Raw genomic sequence first — 12,798 nt, 5'->3', positions numbered from 1 at the left:
TGAAGGGATTTTTAATTCTAATTGTATATTTCTATACAGTTTCACCTAACCACGCTTTCATCATCCAAACTGTTTTTTCTTGTTCGGTAATAAAATCGCTCATCATTGAGTTTGTTCCTTCATCATTAGCATCGCCTGCCATTTCTAAAATAGATCGCTCCATTTCTAACAACTGACTTAAAGAGTCTACTATGAGCTGCACTGCTTTTTCATCCTTAGAAATATTTTTTCCTACAGGAACTTTTGCTGCTTTTGTATAATCGTCAAACGTATGTAAAGGTGTTGCTCCCAAAGTTAAAATACGCTCTGCGATTTCATCTACCTTAACGTTGGTATCTGTGTATAATTCTTCAAATTTAACATGAAGATCAAAAAATCCTCGTCCTTTAATATTCCAATGAATACCTCTCAAATTTTGATAATACAATTGAAAATTTGCTAATAACTGATTTAATTCTTCAGCTAATTGTTCTGTTTTTTTGGTATCTAAACCTATGCTATTTAGTGTCATGATATATTTTTTTTATTTACACAAATTTACGGTTGAAATAAGCAACAAATAGTATAGTTTTTATGAATACTTTTAATACTTTTATAACCAAAATTAATAGTTATGACCATTACACAACTTAAATATGCATTAGCCATTGCAGAACATAAGAACTTCACAAAAGCAGCTGAACATTGTTTTGTGACTCAGCCTACACTAAGTACTCAAATTCAGAAGCTTGAAGATGAATTGGACATTATAATTTTTGATAGAGGAAAAAAACCTATTGAATTGACCGATGTTGGACGTAAAATAGTTTTTCAAGCAAGAAATATTGTAAATGAAGCTGATAGAATACAAGATATTGTAGATCAACAAAAAGGGTTTATTGGAGGCGAGTTTAGATTAGGTATTATACCAACAGTGATGCCTACTTTATTGCCAATGTTCTTGAAGAATTTTATAAAGAAGTTTCCTAAAGTTAAATTAAAAATTGAAGAATTAACCACTGAAGAAATTTTAGCGCGTCTTAGTGACGGACATTTAGATGCTGCCATTGCCGCAACGCCTTTAGAAAGTGATAATATTAAAGAACGTGTTTTATATTACGAACCATTTGTTGCTTACATTCCAAATAATCACAGGTTAAGGGATATGAAAACAATTGAAGTAAGAGACTTAGATATTGAAGATATGCTGCTCTTAGAGGATGGTCACTGTTTTAGAGATGGTGTCATTAATCTTTGCAAGGTATTTAAAAATCAAGTGGATGAAAACTTTCAATTAGAAAGTGGTAGTATAGAAACTTTAATAAAATTATCTGATGAAGGTATGGGAATGACATTATTGCCTTATCTGCACACGTTAGATGTAAAAGAAAAAATGAATTCTAATTTAAGGCATTTTACAGAACCTTCACCTGCAAGAGAAGTGAGTATCATTTATCATAAAAGTGAACTAAAAATGCAAATAATTAATGCATTACATGATGTCATTTCTGGTGTTATTCGTGGTGCAATTGCTTTTCAGAATGTAGAAATTATTAGTCCTAAGGCTAAATAATCTATTCATAAAAAACCTCGTAATAAGAATTACATATTACGAGGTTTATTTTATTAAAAAGACATTACTTATAGTGCAAAGTTGACGTAAACGGAAAATCGTTGTTTCGATTTTACATTATCTCCAAACAAACTTTGACTTACAGGTAAGGAATAATTAGCACCAAAGATAAATTTATCTATTGCCAACTCTGAACCCAATGAAGCATTTAGAATACTACCATCTGTATCTTGCAAGGTTTCGTCGTACTGCTTTATTGAATTATACACATCACCAGACAAGCCTAAAAAAGGCATAACATTCATTTTTTCTCCTGAGAAAACGGTATATACATTGGTAGAATAACTGAATTGATTACCAAACTGGTAATTATTTTTATTCTCACCTTTTAGGTAATAACTGAATAATGTATTTACACCTATTCTATCACTTCCGTAGTTATAACCAACAGAGAAAACACCATCTACACTGCCTGTACCAACTTGAAATCCTGGATTTACATTATCTGCCAGTCGTTCTTCAAATGTACCAGTAGGCAGCTTAACACCAATGCCAAATTGAATAGAGTGACCTGAAGGTTCTTTTGTGAGACTATAATCAATAGCTGTGCTGTCGGTTATCTTTTTCTTATAAAACATAATTTTATACCAACCAATAGCGCTAATATCTCCTAATCCATTTAGGTTTTCTCGTTCGCCTTCAAATTTTCTAGTCAAATCTTGATATGGCACATTCGCTGTAACATAAAACGAATCATTAATGGGTACTTGAGCCCATAATTGTACAGTATTGAAGGTTTCTTTACTAATTGGTGAATTACTAAAAATACCAGCTTTCGATTCAAAGTTTTGATAAATGTATCGTAAACCTACAAAATTTGTATTGCTTAGTGTACCATACCCAAAACTTCCACTACTTGTTGAGCAACCGCATAAATCACAAAACCAAGCTTCAGAATTATGGTTATTACAAATGGTATTGGGATAATGAGCGTACATCATTGTATTACAAAGCAATAACAAACTAAGTATTGCATATCTAAAATTAAAATTCGGCAAATCGTTCATCTTCTAAAAATTCGTAATCAGTTAAAGTTTGTAAAAAAGCAATTAAACTTTCTTTCTCGTAATCACTAAGTGTTATACCATAGCTGCCATCTGCTCTCAATAATTCATCATCTACATTTCCGTTGTCGACCACAGCAGAATCGTAAAAATCTAAAACAACTTCTAGCGTAGCAAATCTACCATCATGCATGTATGGATACGTTACTTCTACATTTCTTAAGCTAGGCACTTTAAATTTGTATAAATCTTCGGTGTTCTCTAATATATCGTAACGTCCTAAATCATTTAGTTGCGGATTTATAGACAAACCATTATTTCTAAAACTTTGGTCCGTAAATAAATCAGTTGCATGGCATGTGGCACATTTATTCTGAAACGTATTCAGGCCATCAGATTCTAATTGAGTAAAAGTGATGTTGTCCTCATTTCTCACATATTTATCATATTTAGAATTAGAAGACACCATCATAATCATAAACTGAGATAAGGCCTTCAGCATGTTCTCGGTGTTTACCTCACCACCTTCGAATGCTCTTGCAAATTGCTCTTGATAATAGGAATCCGCTTCTAATTTTGAAATAACGTTACTTAACGTTTCTCCCATTTCTACCTCACTTGTTAGAGGAATAATTGGTTGTAAATCTAAATGCGAGGCTGCACCATCCCACATAAATGAGGTTTGGTATGCTAAATTTTGAATAGGTTGAGCATTTCTAAAACCTACTCCTCCATTAACACCATGACTTAAGTTATGACCATGGTGTGTAAATGCAAAAGCTTGCTCGTGACAAAATGCACATGCTATGGCGTTGTTAGAAGATAGTTTACCTTCATAAAACAGATCTTTACCTAGTTCAAAACCCGCTTCTGTAACCTGATTATTGTCTAAATTATAAACAATATCAGGAAAATTTGAAGGCACTTGTACATCTAAAATGACAGGTTCGTATGTTGCTATTTCTGAAGGTTCTGAACAAGAAAATACAGTGACAATAGCAACAATTAATAAGGTTACTTTTTTCATAATCAATAAAATTTATTAAATCATTGAGAGCTAAATAAAACTCTCAATGATTCGATATTGATTAATCGTTATGTATGTGATGAACCTCAAACATCGATTGAATATTTGTAGCAATTATAGGTGTTTCGGTAGCATCAGTATGTACTTGATCATAACCGTCTGCGAAGTTTGCAGTCATCACACCATCAAAAACCTTAGAAATATCTGCTACAATATGAACCTCTGGAGAGCTATCCTCTCTCACTAAAACAGTATTGGGAAAATTTAATGTTACTTCCTTATAATTATCTAAAGATGTACCAACACTTCCCATATGAACATTTAACGGCTCATCAGTAACAGATGGTGTAGAAAATGTGCCATCGAAACGCACAAATTTGTAGCCAGAAGCCCAACTCCACATCATACCTTCCTCTGAAGCTAACTCTAAGAAATCGCCTTGACCATCTGCACCTAATGCAAAACGATCTTGATCAATACCAATCCCAAACGTTATTTGCGTATAGTTTGCGGCATCAACATCATTTAAAGTAACATAAATTTCGCCTGCATTGTTGCCATTTGATTCACTAACTATAAACACGTTTTCTTCTTCAGGATAATAAAACGTATTGCCTTCATTATCCGTTACTCTTACATTACTGATAATGTATTTTAGATTTGATAATTGAAATGTTTCGCTATTAGATTTAGAATACGTTGTGCCAAAGATAAAATCTTGATCTCCAACGGAATTGTCAAATTTAAGTATTAAGTCTCCACTCTGACCCGATAAATTTTCTTCATTATCATCATTGTCCGTAGAACAATTAGTCAGTATTGCGCACGCCAATAGTGCAAATGTATATTTTAGTAATTTCATTTGTATATGTTTTATTTTATAATTTAAGGATGTTTAGGATTGAAAATCCTAGTCGAAAAATAAAACTATACCATAGGTGGTTTAAAGTGGAAGTATTCAAAATTAAACATATAATTCTGAGTGCTAAATGCTATTTTTTGTTTAGCCATATATAAATTATGACTATTAAATTCAAAAGGACTTATATTTTCTGAAAATACAGGAAAAAACGAATCGAACAAACTTAAAACAGCTTTACCACTATCGTCTGTAGTGTCTAGCGCAGTAAGTTGCTTTGCTAAATGACATTTACCGTTACATTGTAATTCTGGCTTATCTGTATTAACACAATACGTCTCAATGATGTAATCGATATTTAGTTGGTAATACATAACGTTACCAACAAAGTATAATGGTCTTAAAGCAAAAGATAAAAATAATATGAAGATTACTACTTGTCTCAAGTGTAATATTTTTTTTACAAAGGTAGATTTAAAATCAACGAAAGCAAAAAAAGAAATCATAAAAAAAGTGACTCGTAAGTCGCTTTTTTCGTTATGCTTTCAAATAAATTAAACATTGATCTAATTCTGGGTTTTGATTGATTAGGGACTGAATATAAATTCTAAGTTCTTCAAGCTCGTGAGGTAATAATCGTCTCACTGCTTTTTGAACTTCCTTGCAGAATAAAGCAGCATCAAAACTGACTTTGCCAAGTACTGTCTTAGTGTACTCATACATTGCTCTTGCCATAGGATATTTTAAGTTTTAGGTTTAACAAAAGTAGATTTCTAAATATAGGCTTTGATTTTTAATTCACTTTAAAGGTAGCAAAAAAAATGGAATCGAATTTAGTTCATAAAAAGTTTAACAGCTTTTTATGTTAAACTATTTGAATTTATCAACTAAATCTTCAAATTTAAAAAGAGAACTTTTACAATTTAAATAGCTAATATAAAGCAATTTACAGCTTGATTAAAATCGATTATCACCATCTAATAAATCTCCAATACCGCCTAAAATACTGCCTTCACCTTTAGATTTTCCGCCTCTAGGAACAGACGCTAAAACTCTACCAGCCAATCTGCTAAATGGTAACGATTGAATATACACTTTTCCTGGCCCTTGTAATTTTGCAAAAAACAACCCTTCTCCACCAAATATGGAGTTTTTAATTCCGCCAACAAATTCTATATCGTAATCTATGCTTTGAGTAAAACCAATTATACAGCCAGTATCTACTCGCAGTGTTTCACCTGCTGCTAAAGTTTTAACGGCTGTAGTACCACCAGCATGCACAAAAGCCATACCATCACCTTCCAGTTTTTGCATTATAAAGCCTTCTCCACCAAAAAGTCCACGACCTAATTTTTTAGAAAACTCTACACCAATACTAACACCTTTTGCTGCACATAAAAATGCATCTTTCTGGCAAATAAATTTCCCTCCAAACTCTGTTAAATCTATTGGAATAATTTTTCCAGGATATGGAGAAGCAAAAGACACGTTTCGTTTACCCGTTAAGTCATTATAAAAAGCTGTCATAAACAAGCTTTCACCTGTTAGAATTCTTTTCCCTGCACCTAAAATTTTACCTAAAAAACCAGTATCCTTTTGAGATCCATCACCAAATATGGTATCCATTTTTATACCATCATCCATCATCATAAAACTTCCTGACTCTGCTACAACACCTTCTTGTGGATCTAGTTCTATTTCCACGTATTGCATTTCTTCTCCGTAAATACGATAATTTATTTCGTGTGCTTGTCTATTATTATTGTCTGGTAATCTTTCCATAGCTAATTATTAAAATGATTTAATTGATTCAGTTATATGTAGATATTTTCTAAACTTTGTTACAACACCTTAGGTATTAATTAATTTAAGCTTTTACTTTTAGCGTCCATTGAAAATTGAAGGTAGATACTTCTACACCTTCTTCATTAATCCCTTTAGAATTTAACCAAACTGTTTGCCCTTCTCCAGTTTCAATGGCTTTATTAATGGCATCATCAATTAAGTTTCCCTCAGTACAGCTAAACGTTATTCTTCCTGTAGCTTTTTTTGAGAATGACGCATTATTAGATGCCACAAGCATCGATACTTTTTTACCACTATCTCTTATTTTATTCATTACCAAAGCACCAGTTGTTAATTCGGCAGCCATACCTTGCACTGCCCAAAACATAGATTTAAAAGGATTTTGATTTACCCAACGATGTTTTACCGTTACCACACAAGTATTATCATCTAATTGTTTAGTTCTTACACCTGTAAAATAAGCCGCAGGAAGTTTAAACATTAGATAGCTATTAAGTTTTGATGGTGTAATTTTCATATATATAGTTAAAATTTAGCACTAAAATAATTTAAAATTAACGACTTCGCTAATGTTAATAAAATGTTAATTTTTAGTACTATGCGTAACATAATACCTTTTTAAAGACATATATTTGTATAAGCAACTATTATATACTTTTATATTATGTTAGACACACATCATAAAAATTTAGCCACATTTATTCATTTATCTACCTTTTCAAGGTTTTTTATTCCTTTTGGAAATTTTATAGGACCTATAATTTTATGGGCAGCAAATAAAGACAAATCAACCTTTATTGATCAACATGGAAAGCAGGCGATAAATTTTCAGATTAGTGTTTTACTATATGCAATAATTATAGGAACCATAAGTGTACCCTTTTTTATATTCAAAGTATTTAGAAATATGGATGTCTTAGATTTTCCTGGTTTCAACAATTTCCATATCAACATAGGAGAACCTTCACCTCTATTATATATAGGAGGCGGTTTAGGCGCTTTAGCAGTTATTGCTTTTATAATTGAATTAGCACTTATTGTAAAAGCTAGTTTATCCGCTAGAGATGGACAAGAATTTACTTATCCTCTCACAATTAACTTTTTAAAATAACAATTTACGACTTCATCACTCGCTGAATAAATCACCATAAATCATCAATCAAAAAATGAACAGTTTAATAGAATTAAAGACTCATAACACATGAAAATAGAAAACACAAAAGCACAAATGCGTAAAGGTGTTCTGGAGTATTGCATACTATCAATCTTAAAAGATGAAGATGCTTACGTAGCAGAAATTCTGGGCACTTTAAAAGATGCAAAAATGCTTGTTGTAGAAGGTACTATTTATCCACTATTAACAAGATTAAAAAATGCTGGATTACTCAATTATCGTTGGGAAGAATCCACCTCAGGACCACCAAGAAAATATTATGGTCTTACAGAAACAGGCAAACTGTTTCTGAATGAATTAAACTCCACATGGAGCGATTTACAAAATGCCGTTAACCTAGTCACCAATACAAAAACACCAAAGAAATGAATAAAACAGTCAATATAAATTTAGCAGGTATATTCTTCCATATAGATGAAGATGCATACCTTAAGTTATCGCGCTATCTTGAGGCTATAAAACGTTCATTTACAGACTCTCAAGGTCGTTCAGAAATTATTGCAGATATTGAAGCGAGAATTGCTGAGCTATTTTCAGAACGCATACAAAACGAAAAGCAAGTAGTTGGTATTAAGCTCGTAGACGAGGTTATCACTATAATGGGACAACCTGAAGATTATCTTGTAGATGATGAAATCTTTGAAGATGAACCAAAACAACAATACAGACAAAAATCTGCCTCAACTAGGCGTTTATTTAGAGATACAGACAATTCTTATGTTGGTGGTGTTGCTGCAGGTTTAGGTCATTATTTTGGTATTGACGCATTATGGATTAGACTTATTTGGGTTATTCTTTTCTTTAGTGCTGGTACAGGTGTTTTACTTTACATTATTTTATGGGCTTTAATACCCGAAGCCAAGTCTACTGCAGAAAAACTGACCATGACTGGTGATCCGGTTAACATCAGTAACATTGAAAAAAAAATTAAAGACGGCATTGATACAGTCTCAGAAACCGTAAAAAATGTTGATTTAAAGAAACATGGCGACAAATTAAAGGAAGGTTTTGACCATGTTTCTGATAATATTTCCGAAACCGTAAAAAGTGTCGATTTTCAGAAACAGAGTAATAAACTAAAATCGAGTTCTCAATCATTTTTTGAAACTATAGGCACAATAATTATGTTTTTTCTAAAAGTGATAGCCAAGTTTATTGGTGTTCTCTTAATCATTATTGGGCTTAGTGCAATTATTGCTTTAATCGTAGCCTTTTTTACGGTAGGTGTAACAAATGCAGTTCATTTTCCTGGTATGGATTTTATTCATGCATCTAATACCGCGAATATTCCTATTTGGTTAATGTCCTTATTATTGTTTTTTGTAATAGGAATACCGTTTTTCTTTGTCTTCTATTTAGGTCTCAAAATTCTAGTAAACAACCTAAAATCTATAGGTAGCATTGCCAAATTTACATTGTTAGGACTTTGGATTATGGCAATTATAGGTTTAGTCATTACAGGTGTTAAGCAAGCAACTGAACATGCCTATGATGCCAATTTTACACAAGTTGAAGCACCTCTTAATATTACTTCTGGCGACACATTAAAAATAAAAATGGTAAGTCATGACGACTACAACAAGCATTTGTACAGCGATTATAACGGCTATAAAATTATGCCAACTGATAATGATAATAGTATTATATCTACAACTGATATTAGATTAATAGTTAAATCAACAACAGATTCAATAGCTCGCATTAAAATAAATGGATTTGCAAGAGGAAGTAATTACGATTTAGCGAGAGAACGTGCTCAAGACATTAATTATAATTATACAATTGTTAATAATGAATTGAGACTAGACTCTTATTTAATTACGGATGCATTAAATAAATTTAGTGATCAGCATATTGAGGTTATTATTTATTTGCCCGAAGGTTCTGTATTTTTTGCAAATAATAATACACACAACTTTTATAGAAATTATAGATCTACAAACAACATTCTTAAAAGAGATATGCGAAATCAATATCTAAAAGTTATTGAAGACGATGTAGAATGTTTAGACTGCTTTACTGAAACTGAAGAAGGCAATGAAACTGAAAATACAGAAGACAAAGTAGAATCTAATACAACTGTAATAGATACAACTTCAATAAGCAAAAAAGCTAAAGTAAATCATACAATTAATGATACCGATGGTGTTAACATTGAAGTTATTGACAATTGAGTATTAATAATCTACAATTCATCATATTATAATTTATAGCACATATTAATCCATTTAAATTTACACAAAAATAAAAATCATCAATCATCTATATCAATTACAAAATGATATAGAAAAACAATCAATCATTATGAGTACACTAACCAAAATTATCGTGACAAGTGTTATTAGTTTAATGCTTCTATCTTGCAACTTTTCTATGAATTTAGGACCAGGAGTAGATGGCAATGGCAATGTTATTAATGTAGAGCGTAGCATCTCTAACGATTTCGAATCGATTAAAATTAGCCAAGGTATAGACCTTTACATTACACAATCTAATAATATAGCATTAACTGTTGAGGCAGATGAAAACCTTATGGATCTTATAATGACTGAAGTCGTAGACGGAACATTAAGAATTTATTCTACAGAAAACATTAGACGAGCAACTTCAAAAAAAGTATTATTAAATATTGAAACCATATCTTCTATTAAAGGTACAAGCGGAAGCAGTGTTTATTCTAAGAATACATTAGAAGTGGATAAATTAGAGCTTCATACAACTAGTGGCACGCATATTAAAGTAGATGTAAAAACTAAGAAGTTAGAATGTAGCACGACCAGTGGAAGCGAAATAGAAGTTAGTGGAATTACTGAAACACTTTATGCCAATGCAACAAGTGGAAGTGATATTGATGCATCAGATTTACAAGCTGAATCCTCAGATGTTAGAGCCACTAGTGGTGCTGATATTTCTGTTAACACTTCCAAGACGTTAATTGCTAAAGCAACAAGTGGTGGCGATATTAGATATTCAGGAAACCCAGAAAAAATAGAAACAGCAGACTCGTCGGCAGGTCGTGTGCGACAAGACTAAATTTAGTTTTACTGATAAAGTAGAACAAAACAATCTTAACAAAAGACTAATAACCAATCAATTGTAGGCCATTTCAAATTCTTTGTAGAGTTTGGGATGGTTTTTGCTTATCTTAGTTTAATAGATTTTAATTGACCAATATTAATTAGAAATTGTTAATATTGACATTCAGAACTTTTTTTAGTAGTCAAAACCAATAAAGAGTGACTATTACGCTATGTTTTGTGTCTTTTAAATGACAATAAACTTTAAGATATGAAAAAATTACTACTCATTCTTCTTTTATTTATCACTGTAGTACCGAATATTGCAGCCCAATCTGAAGAAAAAATAAAAGGTAACAGAAATGTTACACTAAGGCAAACCTATATAGACGATTTTCATTCCATTGTAGTTGAAGGCGATTTTTCTATAGAGATTGTTTATAACAGTAAACCTTCTGTAAATGTAGAAGCTGACGACAATCTGCATGACGTTATAGATTTTAACGTAGTAGATGGTGTGCTTACCTTTATTGAAAAAATGCGAATTTCATCTAAAAAGAAACTCAATATTACGGTTAATTACGCTGACGGACTTCATACTATAGAAACAAAAGGTGATGGAGAAATTAGATCACTAACCTCTATGGAGCTTGAAGATGTTACGTTAGTTACTTCTGATAATTCTAGAGCCTATTTAAATATTATAGCCAGAACATTTGATTATAAAAGTTCAGGCAAGTCTAAGACCAGATTAAACTTAACGGCAGATTCTACTAGAATTGAACTAAGCGACAATAGCAAATTAGATGCTTTAATTACATCTAAAACATCAAACTTTGATTTATACCAACGTGCAGACGCAGTAATAGAAGGAAACACAAACAACTCGGTAATACGATTAGATAATTCAACCAATTTTAATGGTTCAAAATTTGACGTAAAAGCTGTAGATGCAAGTTTAGAAGATTCTAGTGACTTGACTATATCTGCTACAGAAAGTATTACAATTGCATCGTCAGGCGATTCTGAAATCTATTTGTACGGAAGCCCATCAATTACAATAACTAAATTTGATGACACTTCTAAATTGCAAAAAAAGAAGCGCTAAATACATACCTTTTTATATAGAAAAAGCCAAAGTAAATTTACTTTGGCTTTTTTTATAAATATCAATATATAAGTCTAATTGTACGTTGAAGTTGCAACTTCAAAATCAGAATCTTTAGCTGCCAAATAACGTTCAGCATCTAGTGCTGCCATACATCCTGTACCTGCGGCAGTAATTGCTTGTCTATAGACATGATCTGCAGCATCTCCACTTACAAATACACCCTCTACATTGGTTTTACTCGTTCCTGGTTGTGCGTTAATGATATAGCCTGTTTCATCTAAATCTAAAATTCCTTTAAAGATATCTGTGTTTGGTTTATGACCAATTGCCACAAAGAAACCTGTAGCTTCAATATCGTGCTTTTCATTTGTTTTATTATTAAAAACTCTGACACCATGCACTAATTGTCCATCTCCTAAAACCTCATCCGTTTCTGTATTATAGAGGATTTCTATATTTTCTGTATTAATAACACGTTGTGCCATAATTTTAGAGGCTCTAAACTCATCACGTCTTACTAACATCGTTACTTTTTTACAAAGTTTAGATAAATAGTGTGCTTCTTCACAAGCAGAATCTCCTGCACCTACAATGACTACTTCTTGATTTCTATAAAAGAATCCGTCACAAACAGCACAAGCAGAAACGCCTCCACCTAATTTTAAATATTTTTGCTCTGATGGTAATCCTAAATATTTTGCTGAGGCTCCTGTAGAAATAATTACAGTATCTGCGTGGATTTCCTTTTCTCCATTAATCCAAGCTTTATGTATATCTCCAGAAAAATCAACTTTAGATACCCAACCATGACGTACATCTGTACCAAAACGCTCAGCTTGTTTTTGCAATTGCATCATCATTTCTGGTCCTGTGATTCCTTCTGGATATCCAGGAAAATTCTCAACATCATTAGTTGTAGTTAATTGACCTCCTGGTTGTTCTCCTTGGTACAAAACAGGGTCCATATTAGCTCTAGACGCATAAATTGCAGCTGTATATCCTGCAGGTCCCGAACCTATAATTAAACACTTTACTTTTTCAATTGTATCTGCCATTTTCTTGAGTTTTATTACTTAAAACAAAAGTAGGTTTTTTGTGTAGAACCTTACAGAGAAGTTATCAACACTATCTATAGTTATATAATTATTATAAATAAAAGCGTAGTCAATTATTAATTTCGTAATTTAT

General features: G+C 32.0%; 15 protein-coding genes. 6 read left to right on the top strand and 9 right to left on the bottom strand.

Going from position 1 to position 12,798, the window contains the following annotated elements; translation table 11 throughout:
• Positions 1-31: 31 nt before the first annotated feature.
• Positions 32-511: a Dps family protein gene (locus Q0891_RS10510; RefSeq protein ID WP_299101437.1), complete on the bottom strand. Its 480-nt coding sequence runs from the start codon at positions 509-511 to the stop codon at positions 32-34.
• A gap of 102 nt (positions 512-613) precedes the next feature.
• On the opposite strand from Q0891_RS10510, the gene Q0891_RS10505 reads away from it, so the two are divergent.
• On the top strand, positions 614-1,552 hold the full coding sequence (locus Q0891_RS10505) for a LysR substrate-binding domain-containing protein (RefSeq protein WP_299101435.1): 939 nt from the start codon (positions 614-616) through the stop codon (positions 1,550-1,552).
• Between the two features lie 68 nt (positions 1,553-1,620).
• On the opposite strand, the gene Q0891_RS10500 is transcribed toward Q0891_RS10505, so the two are convergent.
• The 7 genes from Q0891_RS10500 to Q0891_RS10470 form a co-directional block, all read right to left on the bottom strand.
• The gene (locus tag Q0891_RS10500; RefSeq protein ID WP_299101433.1) at positions 1,621-2,553 is read right to left on the bottom strand and encodes a hypothetical protein; all 933 of its coding nucleotides are present in this window, start codon (positions 2,551-2,553) and stop codon (positions 1,621-1,623) included.
• Positions 2,554-2,596: 43 nt separating this feature from the next.
• Positions 2,597-3,643: a cytochrome c peroxidase gene (locus Q0891_RS10495; RefSeq protein ID WP_299101431.1), complete on the bottom strand. Its 1,047-nt coding sequence runs from the start codon at positions 3,641-3,643 to the stop codon at positions 2,597-2,599.
• A 61-nt stretch (positions 3,644-3,704) separates the two neighbouring features.
• Complete coding sequence (locus Q0891_RS10490) at positions 3,705-4,505, bottom strand: MbnP family protein (RefSeq protein ID WP_299101429.1); 801 nt, start codon at positions 4,503-4,505, stop codon at positions 3,705-3,707.
• Positions 4,506-4,570: 65 nt separating this feature from the next.
• Positions 4,571-4,948 carry a hypothetical protein gene (locus Q0891_RS10485; protein ID WP_299101427.1) on the bottom strand — a complete coding sequence of 126 codons (378 nt, stop codon included), beginning with the start codon at positions 4,946-4,948 and terminating at the stop codon, positions 4,571-4,573.
• A 91-nt stretch (positions 4,949-5,039) separates the two neighbouring features.
• A complete protein-coding gene (locus Q0891_RS10480) occupies positions 5,040-5,237 on the bottom strand; it encodes a hypothetical protein (RefSeq protein ID WP_299101425.1) in 198 nt (65 codons plus the stop codon).
• Between the two features lie 222 nt (positions 5,238-5,459).
• The gene (locus Q0891_RS10475; RefSeq protein ID WP_299101423.1) at positions 5,460-6,284 is read right to left on the bottom strand and encodes a TIGR00266 family protein; all 825 of its coding nucleotides are present in this window, start codon (positions 6,282-6,284) and stop codon (positions 5,460-5,462) included.
• An 85-nt stretch (positions 6,285-6,369) separates the two neighbouring features.
• Complete coding sequence (locus Q0891_RS10470) at positions 6,370-6,825, bottom strand: DUF4442 domain-containing protein (RefSeq protein WP_299101421.1); 456 nt, start codon at positions 6,823-6,825, stop codon at positions 6,370-6,372.
• A gap of 147 nt (positions 6,826-6,972) precedes the next feature.
• On the opposite strand from Q0891_RS10470, the gene Q0891_RS10465 reads away from it, so the two are divergent.
• The 5 genes from Q0891_RS10465 to Q0891_RS10445 all read left to right on the top strand — a co-directional run bounded on the left by Q0891_RS10465 (position 6,973) and on the right by Q0891_RS10445 (position 11,607).
• On the top strand, positions 6,973-7,419 hold the full coding sequence (locus Q0891_RS10465; RefSeq protein ID WP_299101419.1) for a DUF4870 domain-containing protein: 447 nt from the start codon (positions 6,973-6,975) through the stop codon (positions 7,417-7,419).
• A 90-nt stretch (positions 7,420-7,509) separates the two neighbouring features.
• Positions 7,510-7,851 (top strand): PadR family transcriptional regulator, encoded by a 342-nt coding sequence (locus Q0891_RS10460; protein WP_020896132.1) that lies wholly within the window; start codon positions 7,510-7,512, stop codon positions 7,849-7,851.
• Positions 7,848-9,656 (top strand): PspC domain-containing protein, encoded by a 1,809-nt coding sequence (locus Q0891_RS10455; protein ID WP_299101418.1) that lies wholly within the window; start codon positions 7,848-7,850, stop codon positions 9,654-9,656. Before Q0891_RS10460 ends, Q0891_RS10455 begins: the two co-directional genes overlap by 4 nt.
• A gap of 130 nt (positions 9,657-9,786) precedes the next feature.
• Positions 9,787-10,515, top strand: a complete 729-nt coding sequence (locus tag Q0891_RS10450) for a head GIN domain-containing protein (RefSeq protein WP_299101416.1) — start codon at positions 9,787-9,789, stop codon at positions 10,513-10,515.
• Between the two features lie 255 nt (positions 10,516-10,770).
• A complete protein-coding gene (locus Q0891_RS10445; protein WP_299101413.1) occupies positions 10,771-11,607 on the top strand; it encodes a DUF2807 domain-containing protein in 837 nt (278 codons plus the stop codon).
• Positions 11,608-11,681: 74 nt separating this feature from the next.
• Here Q0891_RS10445 and trxB read toward each other — a convergent pair whose 3' ends face one another.
• Positions 11,682-12,665, bottom strand: coding sequence for a thioredoxin-disulfide reductase (gene trxB / locus Q0891_RS10440; RefSeq protein ID WP_299101412.1), 984 nt, complete (start codon positions 12,663-12,665; stop codon positions 11,682-11,684).
• Positions 12,666-12,798: the final 133 nt, after the last annotated feature.

The sequence above is a fragment of the uncultured Winogradskyella sp. genome (assembly GCF_947498005.1).
Classification (GTDB): Bacteria; Bacteroidota; Bacteroidia; order Flavobacteriales; family Flavobacteriaceae; genus Winogradskyella.
This window is presented reverse-complemented; position numbering and strand designations above follow the sequence as displayed.

Bases quoted from the DNA above. Each gene is read 5' to 3' on its own strand.
- Q0891_RS10490 (WP_299101429.1), bottom strand. From the start codon at position 4,505: ATGAAATTACTAAAATATACATTTGCACTATTGGCGTGCGCAATACTG.
- Q0891_RS10505 (WP_299101435.1), top strand. From the start codon at position 614: ATGACCATTACACAACTTAAATATGCATTAGCCATTGCAGAACATAAG.
- Q0891_RS10500 (WP_299101433.1), bottom strand. From the start codon at position 2,553: ATGATGTACGCTCATTATCCCAATACCATTTGTAATAACCATAATTCT.
- Q0891_RS10495 (WP_299101431.1), bottom strand. From the start codon at position 3,643: ATGAAAAAAGTAACCTTATTAATTGTTGCTATTGTCACTGTATTTTCT.
- Q0891_RS10480 (WP_299101425.1), bottom strand. From the start codon at position 5,237: ATGGCAAGAGCAATGTATGAGTACACTAAGACAGTACTTGGCAAAGTC.
- Q0891_RS10455 (WP_299101418.1), top strand. From the start codon at position 7,848: ATGAATAAAACAGTCAATATAAATTTAGCAGGTATATTCTTCCATATA.
- Q0891_RS10470 (WP_299101421.1), bottom strand. From the start codon at position 6,825: ATGAAAATTACACCATCAAAACTTAATAGCTATCTAATGTTTAAACTT.
- Q0891_RS10465 (WP_299101419.1), top strand. From the start codon at position 6,973: ATGTTAGACACACATCATAAAAATTTAGCCACATTTATTCATTTATCT.
- trxB (WP_299101412.1), bottom strand. From the start codon at position 12,665: ATGGCAGATACAATTGAAAAAGTAAAGTGTTTAATTATAGGTTCGGGA.
- Q0891_RS10475 (WP_299101423.1), bottom strand. From the start codon at position 6,284: ATGGAAAGATTACCAGACAATAATAATAGACAAGCACACGAAATAAAT.
- Q0891_RS10510 (WP_299101437.1), bottom strand. From the start codon at position 511: ATGACACTAAATAGCATAGGTTTAGATACCAAAAAAACAGAACAATTA.
- Q0891_RS10445 (WP_299101413.1), top strand. From the start codon at position 10,771: ATGAAAAAATTACTACTCATTCTTCTTTTATTTATCACTGTAGTACCG.
- Q0891_RS10460 (WP_020896132.1), top strand. From the start codon at position 7,510: ATGAAAATAGAAAACACAAAAGCACAAATGCGTAAAGGTGTTCTGGAG.
- Q0891_RS10450 (WP_299101416.1), top strand. From the start codon at position 9,787: ATGAGTACACTAACCAAAATTATCGTGACAAGTGTTATTAGTTTAATG.